The organism is Paenibacillus sp. N119s (assembly GCF_059447605.1).
Map to the genome: position 1 here is coordinate 1 of NZ_JCAJRU010000023.1, position 20132 is coordinate 20132.

Below are 20132 nucleotides of genomic sequence, written 5' to 3' on the forward strand. Positions count from 1 at the left end.
GGATAGTCCTTTGTATAGTGATGTCAGAACCGTCTGGAACATATGGAGTACCCGTTCATTTTACGCTGATTCAGATTATGCTGTGTTTCTGGGCCATCCAATTTCTTTCCTTTCTTATTGTACGTTCTCTGTATCTTCGTCAATTAGATTTAAAGATACTATAAGGAACGGTACGTTGTGTGTGAAAAGTTGCAGAAGGGCAGGACGGTGTTCCTCCTTTCTGGAATTTTGCACCGAATAGAAGGTAAGGTCTCAAGTGGGATACAGAAGAAAACATATAATTCATATAACAACTTATTGATGAACTTATTTTAGTCGTTACCATATTTTTAAAGTGGGGATATCTATGAAAAAACGTATGTTCATTTTATTGCTGCTCGCCTTGTCGGCTAGTTCTTTATTAGAGTCCTTTGTTCAAGCAGAGGAGGCGCAGCAGGTTAGCAAAGCAAGTGTGAAATTAACACTGAATCAAGCCCAGCAATGGGCACGATCCAATAGCTTTAACTTGAAGGAAGCCCAGCAAACGATAGATCGTAACCGAATTATGCTGAAAAATGCAGGCAAGAATCTGGATTTCATTCCGGCAGGTCAAGGCAACAGTGAAGAAGATGCGGCTAGTAGTTCAGCATGGAAGGGGTATGCCTCATCGACAGTTTCTTATTTGGAATCCAAAAAGCAAATCGAACTTGCCCAAGATCAGACAGACTACACTGCCATGAAAAACTATTATGACGTACTTCTGGCTGATAACAAAGTCAAGAATAGTGAGGATGCACTTTTGCTCGCGCAATTGGAAGAAAAAGCTGCTGAAGCGAAGGCCAATCGTGGAAAAATTTCTCCAGGTGATCGAAGTACGATTATTCAGACTCGTATAGAGGCTCAAAAAAATGTAGACATTGCAAAAGCTGCGCTGCAAAAAGCGCTAGATTCGCTTAATACACAAATGGGACAGCCCCAAGGAATGTTATATGAACTGGTGGATCGACCCGTTTACCGGAAGATGGATAACATAAATCTGGATACACTGGTGTCGCGCGCCATCTCAGCGAGTCCTTCAGTATGGAGACAGGAAGAGGCTGTCAAGCTGGCCAAAATGGAAATTAAATATTACACCTGGAACTCGGGAGCGGATGACTATGAAATTAAACAGATAGATGTAGATTCAGCACAAAGCGGTCTGGAAAATACCAAGGAACAACTAGCAGAAACACTGAAGAGTATGTACTTTAACTTACAGCAAAATGAAGAACAATACGAGCAAATGCGAAGTAATCTACAGAACCTTAATAAAGTGTTGGACATTTCTCGCAAAAGAAAGGAACGTGGATTTGCTACGGGCACGGAGGTCGCTACGAATCAGTTGAAAGTAAAGCAAATTGAACGGAATATGGATGAGCTCGTTGTTCAAATGACGCTGCTGCAACATACTTTAAACAAGCCGTGGAGCGTTTAGGATTTAAAAAAATACATTTTAAGGGGATATAACATTGTCGGAAACAGAAAAGAAAGATAAAGATTCATTACAAGTATTAAGAAAAAAAAGAAGAGTGAAAAGGAGCATAGGTATTCTGGTCTTGCTCATTATAGCGGGAATTGGCGGTACGCTCTACATGAAAAGGGATCAGGAAAAACCTGTGGAGGCTCTGGCGAATCAGGTGGTACAGGTACAGAAAGCTAACATAACTGAGTCGCTTGCCGTGACTGGAACCGTGCAGGCATCCAAGGAAGTAAATATTAATTTTACAAATGTCGAGGGTGCCAAGCTCATCGCTGTCAATGTCAAAGCAGGGGATAGCGTTAAAGCAGGTCAGGTGCTAGCACGATTAGATGATTCGGACGCCAGGCTGCAAATTAAGGATGCCGAATCCAATGTCGCGATTGCAAGAGCCAAGCTGGAGGAAGCCAAGCGCGGACCCAAGCCCAATGATATCGAGCTACAGAAAGCCAATGTATTAAAGGCGCAGATGGCGATTAAAACAGCCAAGAACGATATGGAGCTAGAGGAAGCCACGGCACAAAAGGAGGCAGCCAAGGTGACTTTGGATAAAGCCCAAAAGGATTATGATGACCAGGCTTATCTGGTTCAGAATGATGCGGCTGCAGAAAGTGACCTGGCGACAGCCAAGCAAAATCTGGACAAGGCAAAACTGGATATGAGCAATGTGGAGCTGCAATACAAGAAGGCACAGATCAAGCAAACTGAGGCGATCGAAGAGGCGGAAATGGGCTATAAAACAGCATTAATACAATTAAAGGCTGCCCAGTCCCCGCCTGAAGTTTCCAACATCCAATCTGCACAAGCTTCTTTATTGCAGGCTGAAACGGCACTAGAGCAGAAGAAAAGTGTTTTGAGTAAATTGCAGGTTACGGCGCCGTGGGACGGAATCATTTTGAAGGTCAACGGCGATGTAGGCACTAGTCCTACTGCACCTTTTATTGTCATGAATAACTCCAACACAGGGGTTATGAAGGTTCTTGCCAAGGTGAACGAAAGTGATATTGCTAAATTGAAGACTGGACTTCAGGCGACAATGCACTCGAATTCATTCCCAGACAAACCATTTAAAGGCGAAGTACGCTTTGTTTCACCAGAGCCGGTGACGGAAGCCAATGTGACTACATACAAAATTGAATTGTCTTTGGATAGCCAAAACATAAGGCTGCAACCGGGGATGAATATGGATGTATCCCTACTGTTAGCTGAACACAAAAATGCGCTGTCTGTGCCGTTGTTTGCCTTGAGGTCTGAGGGCGGTGTGGATGGAGTATATGTGGCGAAGAACGCGGCGAATCCGGCGGATTATGAGTTTAGACCGGTGAAACTGGGTGTGTATACAGCGGATCAGGCCGAAATCAAGTCCGGTGTCAAAGAAGGTGAAACCATTGTGATTCCTCCTCAGAACAGCAGTGCTGACCCGAATGGCAGTGGAGGGGGGCAGGCACAATGAGCGAAACGCAATCCAATAAAACCGTGATTGAAATTAAAGAATTGAAAAAAAGATATGAAGTAGGCGGTCAGGAGATTCAGGCTCTACGCAGTGTGAACTTATCTATTAACGAAGGTGAGTTTGTGGCTATCATGGGGCCCTCTGGTTCAGGCAAGTCCACCATGATGAATGTCATTGGTTGCCTGGATCATCCGGATACGGGTAAATACTATCTGGATGGATATTCCATATTAGATGCTCGTGAAAATGAACTTTCGGAGATTAGAAATGAGAAGCTAGGTTTTGTATTTCAGAAATTTTATCTGCTGCCTCGTACTACAGCTTTAGCAAATGTGGAGCTGCCTATGATGTATGCAGGTGTTCCTGCTAAGGAGCGTCGGGAAAGAGCTATAGCAGCGCTTCGGATGGTGGGTCTTGCAGAACGGATGTATAACAAGCCTAATGAGCTCTCTGGCGGTCAGCAGCAGCGGGTTTCCATCGCCCGAGCCTTGGTGAATCATCCTGTCATTCTGCTGGCAGATGAGCCTACGGGCGCACTGGACACGAAGACGAGCATCGAGATTATGGAGCTGTTCCAAGGCTTGAATGAGCAAGGAAAAACTATTGTTCTGGTTACTCATGAGCTGGAGATAGCGGAATATGCCAAACGATTGATCAGCTTTCGGGATGGTAACATTGAGCGAGATGAGCCGATTAAGAATAGACGAATTTCATCAAGGGTGGTAAGTCTATGAATTTGATGGAAACGATCCGTGTATCGATGAATAGCTTAACTACCAACAAGATGCGCTCATTTTTAACGATACTCGGTATTATTATCGGAGTGGCAGCGGTGATTGCCATTATGGCCATCGGGAATGGTTCAAAGGCCAGTATTAAGGAGGAAATCAATAAATTAGGGAATAACGTGCTTATGGTTGCTCCCGTCATGCCAATGACCGAGGAAGAAATAAATCAGGACACCTTGCCCTCATTTACGTGGACAGATGTCGAGGCATTGGAACAAAAGAGTTCGATTGCAGCAATGATGCCCCGTATTTCAAGCAGTTCAAAAGCTGCATGGGGTCGATATAACTATAATGCAACCATTGTAGGGACATCTGCTTCATTTTATAAGACCGAAAAGTTTTCCTTTGCCGAGGGTAGAACATTTACCAACGATGAGATGGATAAACGTAGGAATGTTGCCATTCTGGAAAGCCAAGCGGTTGTACGTCTTTTTGGTGGAGATACCAAAGGCGTATTGGGACGAACGATTCAAATCAAGCAGATCCCTTTCAAAGTGATCGGAGTATTGAATCCTCAGCCTGTTTCGAAGTTTAGCTACAGTACAAATGATCAAATTTATATCCCGGCTACAACCATGATGAACCGTCTGGGGGAGAAAAACATTACTGGTCTGGAGGTATCCGCTAAGTCACCGGGCTTGATGAACCAGGCTCAATCAGACATATTGGAAAGCTTGCGTGTGACACATCAGCTAAAACCTTCAGAACCGGATCAATTTCAAGTGATGAGCCTGTCCGAAGCAGCAGGTGCAGCATCCGGTGTAGATAATATTATGACCAGCTTGCTGGGAGGTGTAGCGGCGATCTCGCTCGTGGTTGGGGGAATTGGAATTATGAATATTATGATGGTATCGGTTATAGAGCGTACGAAAGAAATCGGCATTCGAAAAGCCATCGGTGCCAAACCGAGAGATATTATGGTTCAATTCCTGTCCGAAGCCGTCATTTTTGGTCTGCTGGGGGGAATGCTCGGGGTTGTTACAGGCATAGGCGCCTCCAAAATTATCGAAGCAACGACACACATGACTATTGAATTTACAATCTCGCCGATCCTATACTCGTTTCTTAGCTCTGCAGGCACAGGTATTCTATTTGGGGTATACCCGGCTTATAAAGCAGCAAGATTAAAGCCAATAGATGCATTGAGATACGAATAATTGAATAGGCAGATGGTCGCAACATAAAACGTGAACTGCTTCTAGATTTTGGAGGAACAACGACAAACTAAATAACAAATCCAAAGAGAACGAATCTTCTCTACAAAATGTTTCGGGTGCTGAAGATGCAGAAGGTGCACCTAAAAATGCTGAACAATTAATTGGCGAATTCATGAGGAATATGGGGAATAGAGAAAAAGCAGTGGTACTCATGCATTAAAATCATTAGCTATTTAAAAAAACAGGGATATGAATTTAAGACGATCAAGTAACGTACCAATTCCAATTAAAACAGAGGGGATTAGCAATAATATGGATATTAAAGAATTAGAGGATCTATATGTATCTTGCAAATCAGATCTCTTTGGCTATCTATTGAGGATATTGCATAACAAACAGGATGCCGAAGATTTGCTGCATGAGTGCTTTGTTCGGTTTATAAGAGCTTCGCCTGATTTGCCAGAAGACCGTATTCGATTTTATCTTATGAGAATTGCTAAGAATTTAGCTATAGATGTCATAAGAAAACGAAAAAAGATGGAGGACTATATTTTACGTAAGGAGCAGGTCTACGGTCACTGGGATACCTTCGATTTAGAAATTCAGGAGGAGGTTAACCGAATTCTTTTGCTGGCAAGTAACACGGAACAAAGAACGGTACTTAAATTGCGTGTAGTCCAAGGATACTCTATAAAGGAAACGGCTAGAATTTTAAATAAGAGTGAAAATGCAGTGAAGTCTTCACTTCACAGAGCTTCCCAACGTATTAAGTTGAGATATATCTCCTAGACATTAGTTGTACCCAATGCTTCTTCTCCTAACGATTGCAAAGGCAGAAACGGCGACTGTATATCCGTCCGCCGCTTCTGCCTTTTTTCTATTATAGGATCACGGGATTTGCTGTGGCTTCACTTGCTTGCTTTTCCAATTGTGCTTGCGCTTCGTGTTCCTTCTTCAGAGCCTGCTTGTCCAGCACTCTTCCAACTGTCCTCGATGAAGCCCAGAGCAAAGATAGGGGTGCCGAAAGGCGGGTAAGTCCATAATGTTCAAAGACCTCAGCTGTTTTGCCGGCAATCGCCGGTTCATCCGGTATGCCTAGCACTTTCATAGGAACGGGTTGATGTTGAACCACCACTTCTGCTACAGCAGCACCCAAGCCTCCGAATACACTATGCTCCTCCACGGTGACAATACCTCCCGTTTCCCGGGCTGCGGCGATGATCGCTTCCTCATCAAGTGGCTTGATGGTGTGTATATTGAGAACACGAGCTTTCACACCCATCTGCTGGAGCAACGCAGCTGCATCCAGAATGATACGGACCGTCTCACCTGTGCCAATCAGGGTAATGTCTGATCCTTCTTGTAAGGTGACAGCTTTTCCAATCTCAAATGGGTAATTATCGGACGGATAGACATCCTCAACCGCATTACGTCCGATTCGTACATATGCGCCTCCTTCATGCTGAACCAGCGCTTCGGTCATTTTTTTGGTTTCATGACGATCGGCGGGGAGTAAGACCATCAAACCAGGAATCGCTCGGGCTACAGCAATATCCTGGACAGAGTGATGGGACATCCCCAGTGCGCCGTTTGCTCCCCGTCACCCATTAGACAGAATACACGGTAGGATCGTCCGTCACGCTTGGCAGCCAGTGCCATGCCGACGGAGATGGGGAGGCCATGGCCCAATGCGCCTGTATTCATCTCTATACCAGGAACTTTATTGTTTGGATGTCCAATCAGACGGGTACCAAATTGGCTATAGGTTTCCAGTTCCTCTTTAGGGAAGAAACCAAGGTCAGCCAGAATACACCATAAGGATTCGACGGAATGTCCTTTGCTGGCAGTATTGCTCAATGAACCTCCTGTATGCCCTGTTTTGGCACGATGAATAATAGTGAGCACAGGAAGTGCTTGCGCAGTTTAGGTTTGTTCTCAATAGACATGGAAACCGGAAAATTTCCGCAGTGGAAAAGAAGCTCCCCATTTTCGTTTTCAGGGTGACGTACCGTAATATCAGCAAAAAAAGTAGGGAGCTCGTTCATTGCAGCCGCTTGTACCATAACCGAAGTAATTGCTCCGTGAATATCAGTTTCACAGGTGACCGGAATCTGTTCATCTGTCAAAATGGCATTTGCCAGACAAGGCATAATTCCCATGGCTTCCTGGAGGGAGGACCAGCATTGGATGGCGATGGCTGTGCTTCCCGTTTCGATAGCGTAGGATTTCATGGCTACTTTAAGGGCTGCGATGCGTCTGATATCTTCTTCGGTGACTTCACTGTAATCCAGCTTCTCTTTGATATAATCCATCGCTTCTGAAAGCTCAGCACTGCTCCCGGATGAAATTTTCTTTGAACGGAGCTGAATATCTACTAGCGTAATTGGATGAATTTCAATACCGAATCGCTCCAGCAGTTCTCCTTCATTGCAGATCATGGTCCAAAAGGAAGCAGGACGAGGACCTATTTGGAGAATCCGTAAACTTTTGAACTATCGTACTACATTGGTAGCCGAGATAAAGTTGTTAAAACCTCGTTCAAATACCGGATCAGCTACACGACTGTTTGTGATATAGGTAAAAGGGACATTAAAGCGGCGAAGCACTTTTCCGCTGGCGAACAATCCACACTGGGTATCCCGCAATCTCATCCCGTCGGCTAGAGGAGCCTCATCACGTGGACCCCACAATAGAACCGGCTTGCCAATCGCCTTGCCCACACGGGCAACCGTATCCTCGGTACCAAAATTGCAGTGGGGGAAGAAAACAGCGTCTACTTCCTCTTCCTTGAAACGTTTAATAATCAAATCAGCGTTAATATGATCGTCATACAACAAACCTTCTTCATTAAGTCCTTCCAAATCCACGATGTCAATGTTCATCCCGAAGCTCTCGATTTGTTGGCGAATGGCAACTTTATAGCGGAAGGCATCCTCAGCACTGAAGGTAAAACGTCGAGTAGGCGCATAACCCAGTTTCAGCTTTTTCATGAATAACTCTCCTTGTACTAGAAGTAAATAAACTAAAATTCATATAAAAAAACTAAACTAAAGTAGATGAATTATATGTTATTTTATTTTCAAAGCCATCGTATCACCTCTATAAACCGCTGTCAATTAGCTTGTTTATAAAAACTAGTTGTTTTAGTTTAGTTATTTCGCGAAAATAAACTAAAAATATATATGTTATTTAGAGTGAATAACGTATATATGATTCTCCTTTATGATCAGATATTCGCAATTATCATATCCATTGAATTTGACAGGTTCCTAAATCTTTGTTAGAGTTTCAATCAAATATGAATAACCTTTTCATGGGATGTTACCGATAGGGCATAACCTGAATCGGCTTGTTTGCACATACAAGTGTAATCAGGCTGGTTTGGGTTTTTTTATTATTCACCCCCTTATTGGTTCCCTTTTATTACACATTTGGAAGGAGAACTTTTATGTCCAGCTATGTTTTTCCTAAAGACTTTTTATGGGGCGGTGCTCTTGCTGCCAACCAGGCTGAGGGCGCTTATTTGGAAGACGGTAAAGGATTGAGTCTGGTGGATCTGCTGCCTACCGGAGAGAAGAGAAGAGGCATAATGAAAGGGAATGTTCCTTCGCTGACTCCACTTGAAAGCGAATTCTACCCTTCCCACGAAGCCATTGACTTCTATCACCGCTATCGCGAGGATATTGCACTATTTGCGGAAATGGGTTTCAAGGCACTGCGTGTTTCCATTGCCTGGGCTCGTATTTTTCCAACTGGAGAAGATGCTGTTCCCAATGAAGCAGGGCTGCAATTTTACGATGATTTATTTGACGAATTGCATAAACATGGCATTCAGCCGGTTGTGACCCTTGCTCATTTTGACGTACCAGTAGCCCTGATCGAGAAATATGGAAGCTGGCGCAGCCGGAAACTGGTAAGTTTGTTTGAAACCTATGCCCAAACTGTATTCACTCGTTACCAGGATAAAGTAAAATACTGGATGACATTTAATGAGATTAACATGCTGCTTCATTTGCCGTTTCTTGGTGCCGGGCTTGTATTTCAAGAAGGTGAAAACGTTAAACAAATTCAGTACCAGGCGGCGCATCATCAGCTTGTGGCAAGTGCGCTGGCGGTGAAGGCATGTCACGAGATCATTCCAGATGCGAAAATTGGCTGTATGCTTGCTGCTGGCAGCTTCTATCCGTATACGTGTAATCCGGAAGATGTGTATCAGGGGATGGAAAAAGACCGCGAATCCTACTTCTTCATTGATGTACAGTCACGCGGCGAATATCCTGGTTATGCGAAGCGCTTCTTCAAGGATCACGGGTTAAACATCGAGATGGAATCGGGCGACGCAGCCATTTTGAAAGATCATACCGTGGATTACATCGGATTTAGCTATTATTCAAGCCGGACAACTAGCACAGATCCAGAAGTTGTTAAAAATATGACCAGCGGTAATGTATTCGGCTCCGTGGCTAATCCATATTTAGACAAGTCTGAATGGGGCTGGACGATCGATCCAAAAGGATTCCGCATCACAGCCAACCAATTACATGATCGCTACCAAAAGCCTCTTTTCGTAGTGGAAAATGGCTTTGGTGCCAATGACGTGGTTTCACCTGAAGGGGAAGTGAATGACGATTACCGAATCGACTATCTCAAGCGGCATATTGCCGAAATGGGTGAGGCTCTTCAGGACGGAGTCGAAATTATCGGTTACACCAGCTGGGGACCGATTGACATTGTCAGCGCTTCCTCCGGAGAGATGAAAAAACGCTATGGTTATATTTATGTTGACCGTGACAACGAAGGCAACGGTTCGTTGAAGCGTATTAAAAAGAAAAGCTTTCACTGGTACAAAAAGGTAATTCATTCCGACGGCGAAAATCTCGGCGAATAATCATAAGACAAGAAAATAGGATCGGATGTCCCGAACCCATAGGGATTTCCGATCTTCGTTTCTTGATTGAAAGCGTTGACAATCGTTCCTTTTCGGGCTATACTTGACGCAATTCCATCATTTTTAGGATTGTTACTGCATAGCAGGCAAAACCTAAGCCACGAATAAGCGAGTTTTACACTCTAGTTTATTTGGCGTGCTTCGGTTTTTTTTGTTTGCAATAAACAAGATGGAGCAATGAGTGGCTCTTGCTGGCATAGGGAACGGGGGATCGAGATGAATATAGCAAAGGTCATCAACAACAATGTAATTAGTGTCTACCAGACGGACGGTACAGAACTTGTGGTCATGGGCCGGGGGATTGCTTTTAAGAAAAAACCTGGAGACAAAGTAGATGAAACCAGAATTCAGAAGGTATTTGCGCTGAAAAACAAGCAGACATCCGATAATTTCAAAATGCTGCTGCGCGAGGTACCGCTGGATTTGATCGTGATCGTGGAGGAAGTCATTAATGACGCCAAGCATAATCTGAACAGAAAGCTGAACGAAAATATTTATGTATCTCTGACCGATCATATCAATTTTGCTATCGAAAGGTACCGGGAAGGTCTAGAAATTAAAAACGCATTATTGTGGGAAATCAAGCAGCTATACAAAGAAGAATTCGCGATTGGTCTGAGAACGCTGGAACAAATCAAGCAAAAGCTCGATATTGAACTGCCTGTGGATGAAGCAGCTTATATTGCCCTTCACATCGTGAATGCTGAAATGAATGAGGAAGTCATTACGACCATGAGTATTACGAAGTTCATCCAGCAAATTATCAATATCGCCAAGTACCATTTTAAGGTGGATTTTGACGAGGATTCTTTGAGTTATTTCCGCTTTATTACGCATCTGAAATTTTTCGCCCAGCGCGTATTTAAGGGAAATCACTATGAAAATAACTATGACCATTTGTATGACATGATTAAGGAAAAGCACAAGGAAGCAGCCGCTTGTACAGAAAAAATCGGAACCTTTGTAAAAAAAGAGTACGGTCACGAATTGACGAACGAAGAAAAGCTGTATTTAACCGTGCATATTGAACGAGTGGTGAACAGATAAGTGAACTTTTCAGAAAAAAACTAAAAATATATATTTAAATGTTTTATTGACAAATTTGGTATATTAAATGTATTATGTGAGTAACAGGAATTTAATAAGTTTTAACTGGGATTGTTACTGGTTATGCAGGCAAAACCTAAGTCATGAAAAATTGCGGGACTCAAATGCCCACCATTTTTCAAGGCTTAGGTTTTTTGTGTGCCTAAATATGTAAAAAGCCCCTTAGAACATGGAGGTGTCCATCATGAGTTATGAAAAACTGGCTAAAGAAATTGTGCACCTGGTAGGCGGCGAAAAAAATGTAGTATCGCTTGTACATTGCGCTACGCGCCTGCGTTTTGTGCTAAAAGATGAGGCGAAAGCAGATAAGGCAAAGCTGGAGAAAACCGATGGAATTATTACGGTCAAGCAAAACGGTGGCCAGTTCCAGGTTGTGGTCGGCAACAAAGTACCAGAAGTATATAATGCCATCGGCCAAGTATCCAATATTTTGAATGAAACTGGAAAAGAAGAGAATTCAGCTAAAGGCAAGAAAGGGTTTGGCGCTGTAATCGACGTGATTTCCAGTATTTTCGCACCGTTGCTCGGGGTGATGGCGGGGTCCGGTATCTTGAAAGGTCTGCTGCTGATTGCGAGCAACCTCGGCTGGCTGGTTCCGAAAGACACTACTTATATGATTTTGTATGCTGCGGCTGACAGCTTGTTTTATTTCCTTCCGCTCTTGTTAGCGGTTACAACTGCACGGAAATTCGGAGGTAATATCTTCGTTGCTTTGACCATTGCCGGAGGGCTGCTGTACCCGACGATTGTTACGCTGAAAACAGAAGGTACCGCAACCGACTTTTTCGGTATTCCTATTGTGATGATGAGTTATTCATCGACCGTTATTCCAATTATTTTAGCCGTTATTGTCATGAGTAAGCTGGAAAAATGGTGCAATCGACTGATCCATGAGAGCGTCAAAAACTTTATTACACCTTTGATTCTACTTGTAATTATGCTTCCTCTGACCCTGATGGTTTTTGGTCCAGTCGGGGTGTATGTGGGCAACGCAATCGCTACCGCGCTCGTTGCTGCGTTCAGCTTTAGTCCGCTGCTGGCTGGAGCAATTCTTGGTGCTTGCTGGCAGTTGCTCGTTATTTTCGGTGTTCACTGGGGTCTTGTACCTGTATTTATTAATAACATTGCTGTTAACGGCAGAGACGGTATTAAGCCTTCTGCTGCGGCTTCCATCTTTGCTCAAACCGGCGCAGCGTTTGGTGTCATGCTGAAAACGAAAAATAAAAAGCTGAAAACGCTGGCAGGTTCTGCTACACTTACTGCGTTGTTCGGAATCACAGAGCCAGCGGTCTATGGGGTTACGCTTCCGCTGAAGCGCCCGTTTATTGCCGGTGTTATCGGCGGTGCTGTTGGTGGTGCCATTATTGGCCAAGCTGGGACGCAAGCATTTGCCTCTGGCGCACCTGGCTTGCTGACCTTGCCGATCTTTTACGGTCCTGGTGGACAAGGCTTCCCGGGATTGATTTTAGGGATTACCGTTTCATTTTTGGTTTCAGCTATCTTGACTTATATTTTAGGCTTCGAAGATCCAGTTGAAGAGGAAGAAACCACTAACAATTCGACTAAAGAGTCGACTTCTACAGTTGCGGTTTCTAATGAAGAGGTACTAAGCCCGATTGAAGGAACTGTGGTTGCTCTGTCGGAGGTTCCCGATCCTGCGTTTGCATCAGAAGCTATGGGTAAAGGTATCGCCATCCAGCCGACAACAGGCAGAGTCGTAGCCCCGTTCGATGGAACCATTACGGTGGCGTTCAAGAAAAAGCATGCGTTGGCAGTGGTTTCGCATCAGGGCGCAGAAGTTCTAATTCACGTCGGAGTAGATACGGTTAAGCTGGACGGTAAACATTTTACTTCCTATATTAAAGAAGGCGATCAAGTTAAAGTGGGAGATCTGCTGCTCGAATTTGATGTTGAGCAAATCAAAGCAGAGGGTTATCCTACGATTACGCCGGTTATCATCACAAATTCTTCTGAATATACGGAAATTCTCCCAATCTCTCAAGGGCAGATAGCGGAGCAGGCACCGCTGTTGAAACTATCTAGTGCTCCAAATGTGCAAGAAGATATCGCCTGAATTTCTTAAAGACCAAGCTCTGACGATCCACTTTTTTGGGTCCTCAGAGCTTTTTTGTCGTCCTTTCAGGTAGCAGATAAGTCGATTTGTAATTGACAATATGTCAATTAAATTAGCTTGTACGGTTGTAAAAACTAATCTATAATTTCTTGTAAATATGAAAAATTTTCTGAAAACATTAACTGAATATGAATTGATGGATCAGGGGGAAATGCAAGGAATGTTAGAGAAGTGGGCAGAGGCAGTAAATGGCGTCATTTGGAGCAATCCTGTGGTATATGTCTGTTTGAGCGTGGGGCTATTATTTTCAATTATGACTCGATTTCTGCAAATCAGACATTTCAAAGAGATGATTCGCCTTGTCTTTAAAGGGAAAAGTTCTGAGGCAGGTGTATCCTCATTTCAGGCCTTTACGATGGCGTTATCAGGACGTGTAGGAACGGGGAATATTGCGGGGATTGCACTGGCAGTCGGTATGGGGGGACCCGGGGCAATATTTTGGATGTGGGTCATGGCTTTTATCGGATCGGCCACTGCGTTTGTTGAATCTACACTGGCTCAGATCTATAAGGTAAAGCGTGATGGTCAGTATCGAGGCGGCCCGGCCTTTTATATTGAAAAAGGGACAGGCTTAAAATGGTTTGCGGTTATTTTCGCAGTTGTAGCGTTGGTCGCTATGTGTTTACTGTTGCCGGGAACTCAATCGAATTCGATTGCGGTAGCTTTTCATAGTTCGTTTGGTATGGATATGAAGGTTTCCGGGATAGTAGTTGTCGTGTTGCTGGCGCTTATCATATTTGGTGGTGTAAAAAGAATTGCCAATGTGGCACAGGTAGTCATACCCTTCATGGCACTTGGCTACATCCTTGTCTCTTTCTATATTATGATGACGAACATTACTGCGCTTCCCGATGTATTTGCCCTTATTTTTCGCAGTGCCTTCGGTATCGATTCAGTGTTCGGTGGTATAGCAGGGACAGCCATTGCCTGGGGGGTAAAACGAGGCATTTATTCGAATGAAGCAGGACAAGGCTCTGGTGCCCATCCAGCCGCCGCCGCAGAAGTGTCTCATCCGGCAAAGCAAGGACTGGTTCAAGCATTTTCTGTATATGTAGATACCTTTTTAGTCTGTACGTCTACGGCTTTCATGGTCTTGTTTACAGGGATGTACAATGTGAAGGGACCAGGTGGGGGCTATATTGTGCAGCATCTTCCGGGTGTTGAAGAAGGAACTCAATATACACAGGCTGCCATCGAATCGGTATTTCCGGGTTTTGGGTCGAGTCTTTTGTCCATTACATTGTTCTTTTTCGCCTTTACCACCATTATCGCCTATTATTATATCGCTGAAACGAATATGGCCTACCTGATTGCCGATCGTAAAGCCAAATGGCCTATGTTCCTGTTAAAGCTGGTTATTCTGGGTTCGACATTCTATGGAACGGTTGTCAAGGAATCTGCGTTGGCGTGGACACTGGGGGATATAGGGGTCGGTATTATGATGTGGGTGAATCTGATTGCTATGATCCTCCTGGCCAAGCCTGCGCTTCTGGTGCTTAAGGATTACGAACGGCAACGGAGGCAAGGGATAGACCCGGTATTTGATCCGAAGAAGGCAGGGATTTCAAATGCAGATTACTGGTCACACTAAAATCAAAGGTGGCTCCGCGCGGAGTCATCTTTTTTTCGTTATCTTGCCTTTACATTCCAAGAGGGGTACATATGTTCACTAATTAGTTTATAATTTGGATATGAGGAAGGGTGCATTGCCCAAGAGAGGGGATTAACATGAGCACATCCGATTTATCCATAACAGACGACAGGTGGAGAGCTATTGTAGAAAACGACAAGTCTTATGACGGCGTATTTTTGTACGCTGTGAAAACAACAAGAATATTCTGTCGCCCCTCCTGCAAATCCCGACCTCCTAAAAGAGAGAACATCCGTATATTTACATCAGCAGAGCAGGCTCTGGCTGCGCAGTTTCGTCCATGCAAAAGATGTAAACCGACAGGACAACGGTTGCCTGATCATGACTGGATCGCAGGAGTTGCGGAATACGTAAGTTCGAACTATATGAAGGACCTAACATTGCACATTTTGGCAGAGATAAGTCATGGAAGTCCGTATCATTTACATCGTACCTTCAAGCGAATCATGCATGTCACTCCGATGGAATATATACAGCGTACTAGACTGGAACAAGCAAAGAAGCTGCTCACCTGCTCACATCAATCTGTGGCAGAAGTCGGGGAGAACGTAGGTCTGTCCAATACCCCTTACTTTATTACGTTGTTTAAAAAGAATACAGGCTACACCCCGTTGCAGTATCGTCAACTCAAATCAAAAGTAACTCAAAATGGAGGTACACAGCATGGTATATCCAATGAATAAAACGATCTATTGGTCATTATTGGCACATGAGGATTGGAATTTATATATGGCAGCCACATCGGAAGGATTATGTTATGTTGGCTCACTCAATCAACCTGTAGAGGAATTGATGGCATGGGCAGGAAGTCGATTTCCCGGCAGTCTTCTCGTTGAAGAGGATACCGTTTTACAGCCCTATGCCAAGGAGCTGATTGAATATTTCCAAGGAGAGCGTATACATTTTACATTGCCTGTTGACTTTCATGGGACTGCATTCCAAATGGCTGTATGGAACGCGCTGTATAATATCCCGTATGGGGAAACACAATCTTATTCAGACATTGCCAATGCGATTCACAAACCGTCCTCTGTTCGTGCGGTAGGTGCTGCCATCGGCGCTAATCCGATTTTGGTCACGATCCCTTGTCACCGGGTCATTGGTAAGAATGGAGCTTTGACCGGGTATCGTGGGGGGCTGGACATGAAGGTCAAGCTATTGCAGCTAGAAAAAAATCGTACACGACAGTCAGTACGTTTGTAGCCTGGGAGGTTAGGTATGAAAAATGAATATTATAAATCCCCCAAGACTCTTTTGAATAAAGGGACCGGCTTCTTGTCAGGCTATACGCACTCGTTGAACCCGTATACCGGCTGCACCTTTGGTTGCTCGTATTGCTATGTACGCCAATTGCCAGTCTCTACGTTTCGGAAGGAAGCTTGGGGGACATGGGTTGATATTAAAAAACAGGCAGCAGATATTCTTCGCAAGGAGCTTCGCAGGGCCAACTCCAAAGGGAAAGTCACGATTTTTATGTCGTCAAGCACGGATCCTTATCAGCCGGCCGAGTACAAAGAAGAGGTGACCCGATCTCTCCTGGAAGTGATGGTGGAAGATCCGCCGAATTTTCTGTTTGTTCAGACACGGAGTCCGCTTGTTCGACGGGATATTGACGTATTGCTTCAATTGAAGGAACGTGTGCGTGTGAGCATCACGATAGAAACAGACCGCGAGGATATACGAAAACATTTCACCCCGGAAGCTCCTCCTATCCAGGCTCGTCTCCAAACGCTGCAACTTTTAAAAGAGGCAGGTGTACCGACGCAAGCTACCATTGCTCCGATGCTGCCAAGCAGTGAGCATTTTGCAGACAAGCTCGTGCCTCTGGTCAACCGTGTCTGTATTGATGATTATTTTATGGGAGACGGCAGCGAGGGAAGGCGGACGCGCAGCTTGAACATTGGTGCGCTGTACGAGTCATTGGGGCTGGAACAATGGTATCACCCTGCCGCTTATAAGGCGGTTTATGAGCGTTTTCTTCATGTTTTTCCTGAAGAACAGCTCTATGTGAGCAAAGAAGGCTTCGAACCCTGATAGAAAAGCAGTCTATGTCATTTAATGAATAGTGAACTATAGAAGCGGGAGCGAGAGAACAAATGGAAACGGTAATGACCAAAAACTTTGCCTATGGGGAAAAGGAAATCAATTACCTGAAAACGGTAGACACCGTACTGGGTACCGCTATAACGCAAATGGGCAAGGTGGAACGGGTAATCATTCCCGACCTGTTTGCAGCGCTTGTTCATGCCATTGTGGGGCAGCTTATTTCGGCGAAGGCGGTTCAGACCATATGGGCAAGGATGCAGGAGAAACTAGGCGCGATTACTCCGCAGAATTTAGCTGTGCAGACGGTTCAGGATATTCAAAGCTGTGGCATCACCATGAAAAAAGCTGCATGTATCCTGAATATAGCCCAAACGATCGAGCAGGGATTGTTGGATTTACAGGAATTGTATGAGCTTTCCGATCCACAGGTGATCCAGAAATTATCCTCGCTGCAAGGGATAGGCCCTTGGACAGCTGAGATGATGCTGATTAATTGCCTGGAACGTCCGGACGTCGTCAGCTGGGGCGATATGGCTATTCGGCGGGGAATGATGAAGTTGTACCATTTAGATACACTGACCAAGCAGCAATTTGAGGAGTATCGCCAAGTGTATTCGCCTTATGGTTCAGTGGCCTCCATTTATTTGTGGAGTATTTCATTTCGTTAGTAAACAGGGAGTGGGAAATATGGAGAAGACCATCAGAGAACAGATACTGTCCCATGTAGATACAGATTTTCAGAAATTCACGGCTGCATTGCTTCCGACGATTAATAATGTGCTGGGTGTACGTCTGCCGGTGCTGCGTAAGCTGGCTCAAAATATTGCCAAAGGAGATTGGCGTCTCTATCTGGACACCGCTGAAAGTGAACACTTTGAAGAAGTGATGCTGCAAGGTATGGTGATTGGCTCTGTAAAAACAGATATAGAGGAAGTTTTGAGTTATACCGCCAAGTTTGTCCCTAAAATTGATAATTGGTCCGTATGTGATAGTTTCTGTGCCGGATTGAAAATCACTAAACAACATAAAGAAAGAGTATGGGAGTTTATTCAGCCCTATCTGTTCTCCAAGAAAGAATATGAGATTCGGTTTGGTGTGGTGATGCTGCTGAATTTTTATGTTGAGGAACAGTATATTAACCGGGTGCTTACTTTGCTAGATCAGACTCATCGTGAACATTATTATGTACAAATGGCGGTAGCCTGGGCGATATCTATCTGTTATATCAAGCTGCCAGAGGTAACGATGACGTATTTAAGTCATAACACATTGGATGATTTTACTTTCAACAAGGCTCTGCAAAAAATCACAGAATCATATCGGGTGGATCAGGCCACAAAAACGACCATTCGTAGTATGAAGCGAAAAAGAAAATAGGATGCGGCTCCATCAGTCAGGTGCGTACTTTGCTTTTTTTGGAATCTAATAATAAAATGGAAGTAACTTTCGAAAAGGAGATGACGTGAATTGGCAGAGCAAGTGCGTCTTGGCAAAACAGATCTGTATGTAAGACCCATCGGATTGGGTGCGAATAAGGTAGGAGGTCATAATCTTTTTTCCGGTTTGAACAATGAAACGGGTAAAGAAGTCGTTCGCACAGCTTTGGATAACGGCATCAATTTTTTGGATACGGCTTTTATTTATGGACCTGAGCACTCAGAGCGGTTGATCGGTGAGGTGCTAAAGGAACGCGGCCAACGTGATGAAGCGGTCATTGCGACCAAGGGAGCACATAAATTTGTGAACGGAGAGGTTGTTTTTGACAACTCGCCTGCTTTTTTGCGTGAATCCGTCGAATCCAGTCTGAAAAGATTACAGACAGATTATATTGATCTGTTCTATATCCATTTCCCGGATGAAGCTACGCCGAAGGCAGAAGCAGTCGGAGAACTGAAGAAGCTCAAGGATGAAGGCAAAATTAGAGCTATTGGTGTGTCTAACTTTTCCATTGAACAACTTAAGGATGCGAATAGTGACGGCTATGTAGATGTGCTTCAATCCCATTATAATTTGTTGCAACGGGAAGCTGAGAAGGATCTGCTGCCTTATACCAAGCAAAATGGCATTTCGTTTGTGCCCTATTTCCCGCTAGCTTCGGGATTGCTAGGTGGTAAGTATACGAAAGACATGACCTTCACGGACATCAGAGCGAAAGATCCATTGTTCCAGGGAGAAGCTTTTGCTCGTAATTTGGACAAAGTAGAGCAGGTACGTGAGATTGCCAATGCGTTGAATGCAGAGGTTGCTCATGTGGTGCTCGCTTGGTATTTGACCCGCGATTCGATCGATGCCCTCATTCCAGGTGCAAAGGGACCAGAGCAGGTTCTGGCGAATCTGAAAACGTTGGAGGTTCAACTGAGTCAGGCTGATATCGAAAAGATTGATCGCATTTTCCAATCATGAGTGTGAGTTAGATCGCAGTTGAAATAATATATGTTTCCCCCATGAGGAGCTGCCGGACGGGCGGCTTCTTTTTCGTTTATGTGTGGCATATCCTTCTAAAGTAAGCTCATCGCTGCGGGGGGATCAGAATGAATAGAAAACCGCAATGGTACAGCAGACCGGGCAGGAGACGACTCGGTAGCGGCAGGCACAGAATGTGGCTCATTGTGGTGTTGGCGCTGCTGGTAGGAATTGTACAGATGGCTGCCTATGTGGAACAGCATTTGAAGCCGCCCATGATGCACCTGGCCAAAGTACGGGTCAAACAAATGGCCACAGAGGCTATTAATTCAGCCATTACTGCACAAGTAGAGCAGGGGAAGACTGCCGATAACCTCATTGAATGGAGAACGGATACACAAGGGAGAACCTCTGGATTTGTTCTAAATTATGCGGAGCATATGAGAATTACGTCAGACACGCTCAAAGCAGTCAAGGCAACGATGGATAGTATGAGTCATTTTGATGAGAGTGTTCCGATTGGGCAAGCATTGGGAAGTCCGCTGCTGGCAGCTTATGGACCCAAGGTTCCCCTAAAGGTGGAGCCACATGGAGCAATCAAGGTGGATTTAAATACACGTCAGCAGGACGCGGGCATCAATATGATCTTGGTGGAAGTGTACATTCGAATTACGACAGAAGTGTCTGTGGTCATACCGTTTGAGATGCAGCCTCAGATTGTGGAGACGGAAATCCCGGTTTCTTATTTGCTGGTGGTGGGCAACGTCCCGATGTACTATTATGACAATCAGGGTAAGCCTGTCGGCAAAAATGGAGGAACCGCACCACAGTTGGCATTGCCTTCTCATTCTATAGAGAGCAGCGGCGCTGTAGATTCCAGTATGGAAAAGTGGTCCAGAGATACAGGAAGCCCCCAACTCCCTTAATCAATCCTCAACGCCATAAAGAAG

At 44.6% G+C, this 20132-nt stretch carries 15 protein-coding genes and 4 pseudogenes; 16 read left to right on the forward strand and 3 right to left on the reverse strand.

What is annotated here, in order from left to right:
* Window positions 1–346: 346 nt before the first annotated feature.
* The 5 genes from AC5V8P_RS05080 (at window position 347) to AC5V8P_RS05100 (ending at window position 5682) form a co-directional block, all read left to right on the forward strand.
* Complete coding sequence (locus AC5V8P_RS05080; RefSeq protein ID WP_064798005.1) at window positions 347–1453, forward strand: TolC family protein; 1107 nt, start codon at window positions 347–349, stop codon at window positions 1451–1453.
* Window positions 1454–1487: 34 nt separating this feature from the next.
* Window positions 1488–2948: an efflux RND transporter periplasmic adaptor subunit gene (locus tag AC5V8P_RS05085; RefSeq protein ID WP_064798006.1), complete on the forward strand. Its 1461-nt coding sequence runs from the start codon at window positions 1488–1490 to the stop codon at window positions 2946–2948.
* Window positions 2945–3682, forward strand: coding sequence for an ABC transporter ATP-binding protein (locus tag AC5V8P_RS05090; RefSeq protein ID WP_063209635.1), 738 nt, complete (start codon window positions 2945–2947; stop codon window positions 3680–3682). The genes AC5V8P_RS05085 and AC5V8P_RS05090 overlap by 4 nt, the downstream gene beginning before the upstream one ends.
* Window positions 3679–4893, forward strand: a complete 1215-nt coding sequence (locus tag AC5V8P_RS05095; protein WP_064798007.1) for an ABC transporter permease — start codon at window positions 3679–3681, stop codon at window positions 4891–4893. Before AC5V8P_RS05090 ends, AC5V8P_RS05095 begins: the two co-directional genes overlap by 4 nt.
* A 312-nt stretch (window positions 4894–5205) precedes the next feature.
* Window positions 5206–5682, forward strand: a complete 477-nt coding sequence (locus tag AC5V8P_RS05100; protein ID WP_063209631.1) for an RNA polymerase sigma factor — start codon at window positions 5206–5208, stop codon at window positions 5680–5682.
* Between the two features lie 241 nt (window positions 5683–5923).
* Here the strand turns inward: AC5V8P_RS05100 and AC5V8P_RS05105 are convergent.
* From AC5V8P_RS05105 to AC5V8P_RS05115, 3 pseudogenes are all read right to left on the reverse strand, one after another.
* Window positions 5924–6481 (reverse strand): annotated as a pseudogene (locus AC5V8P_RS05105) (transketolase family protein); the annotation flags it as partial.
* A 2-nt stretch (window positions 6482–6483) separates the two neighbouring features.
* A pseudogene (locus AC5V8P_RS05110) lies at window positions 6484–6798 on the reverse strand (thiamine pyrophosphate-binding protein); the annotation flags it as partial.
* Window positions 6798–7883 (reverse strand): annotated as a pseudogene (locus AC5V8P_RS05115) (L-fucose/L-arabinose isomerase family protein); the annotation flags it as partial. The pseudogenes AC5V8P_RS05115 and AC5V8P_RS05110, both read right to left, overlap by 1 nt.
* A 458-nt stretch (window positions 7884–8341) precedes the next feature.
* Between AC5V8P_RS05115 and AC5V8P_RS05120 the strand changes: the two are divergent.
* The 11 genes and pseudogenes from AC5V8P_RS05120 (at window position 8342) to yunB (ending at window position 20127) form a co-directional block, all read left to right on the forward strand.
* On the forward strand, window positions 8342–9781 hold the full coding sequence (locus AC5V8P_RS05120) for a 6-phospho-beta-glucosidase (protein WP_064798008.1): 1440 nt from the start codon (window positions 8342–8344) through the stop codon (window positions 9779–9781).
* 276 nt (window positions 9782–10057) lie between these two features.
* Window positions 10058–10888 carry a BglG family transcription antiterminator LicT gene (gene licT / locus AC5V8P_RS05125; RefSeq protein ID WP_063209624.1) on the forward strand — a complete coding sequence of 277 codons (831 nt, stop codon included), beginning with the start codon at window positions 10058–10060 and terminating at the stop codon, window positions 10886–10888.
* A gap of 244 nt (window positions 10889–11132) precedes the next feature.
* The gene (locus tag AC5V8P_RS05130; protein ID WP_064798009.1) at window positions 11133–13022 is read left to right on the forward strand and encodes a beta-glucoside-specific PTS transporter subunit IIABC; all 1890 of its coding nucleotides are present in this window, start codon (window positions 11133–11135) and stop codon (window positions 13020–13022) included.
* A gap of 220 nt (window positions 13023–13242) precedes the next feature.
* Window positions 13243–14673 (forward strand): alanine/glycine:cation symporter family protein, encoded by a 1431-nt coding sequence (locus tag AC5V8P_RS05135; protein WP_063209620.1) that lies wholly within the window; start codon window positions 13243–13245, stop codon window positions 14671–14673.
* Between the two features lie 137 nt (window positions 14674–14810).
* Window positions 14811–15416: a bifunctional transcriptional activator/DNA repair enzyme AdaA gene (locus AC5V8P_RS05140; RefSeq protein WP_064798010.1), complete on the forward strand. Its 606-nt coding sequence runs from the start codon at window positions 14811–14813 to the stop codon at window positions 15414–15416.
* Complete coding sequence (locus AC5V8P_RS05145; protein ID WP_064798011.1) at window positions 15397–15936, forward strand: methylated-DNA--[protein]-cysteine S-methyltransferase; 540 nt, start codon at window positions 15397–15399, stop codon at window positions 15934–15936. Before AC5V8P_RS05140 ends, AC5V8P_RS05145 begins: the two co-directional genes overlap by 20 nt.
* A 15-nt stretch (window positions 15937–15951) precedes the next feature.
* Entirely contained in the window at window positions 15952–16767 is an 816-nt protein-coding gene (locus tag AC5V8P_RS05150; RefSeq protein WP_064798012.1) for an SPL family radical SAM protein, read from the forward strand.
* Between the two features lie 62 nt (window positions 16768–16829).
* Window positions 16830–17447: a DNA-3-methyladenine glycosylase family protein gene (locus AC5V8P_RS05155; RefSeq protein ID WP_064798013.1), complete on the forward strand. Its 618-nt coding sequence runs from the start codon at window positions 16830–16832 to the stop codon at window positions 17445–17447.
* Between the two features lie 19 nt (window positions 17448–17466).
* Entirely contained in the window at window positions 17467–18156 is a 690-nt protein-coding gene (locus tag AC5V8P_RS05160) for a DNA alkylation repair protein (RefSeq protein WP_064798014.1), read from the forward strand.
* Window positions 18157–18246: 90 nt separating this feature from the next.
* Window positions 18247–19182: an aldo/keto reductase gene (locus AC5V8P_RS05165; RefSeq protein ID WP_064798015.1), complete on the forward strand. Its 936-nt coding sequence runs from the start codon at window positions 18247–18249 to the stop codon at window positions 19180–19182.
* A 194-nt stretch (window positions 19183–19376) separates the two neighbouring features.
* Window positions 19377–20127, forward strand: a pseudogene (gene yunB, locus AC5V8P_RS05170) (sporulation protein YunB).
* The last annotated feature ends 5 nt before the right edge of the window (window positions 20128–20132 follow it).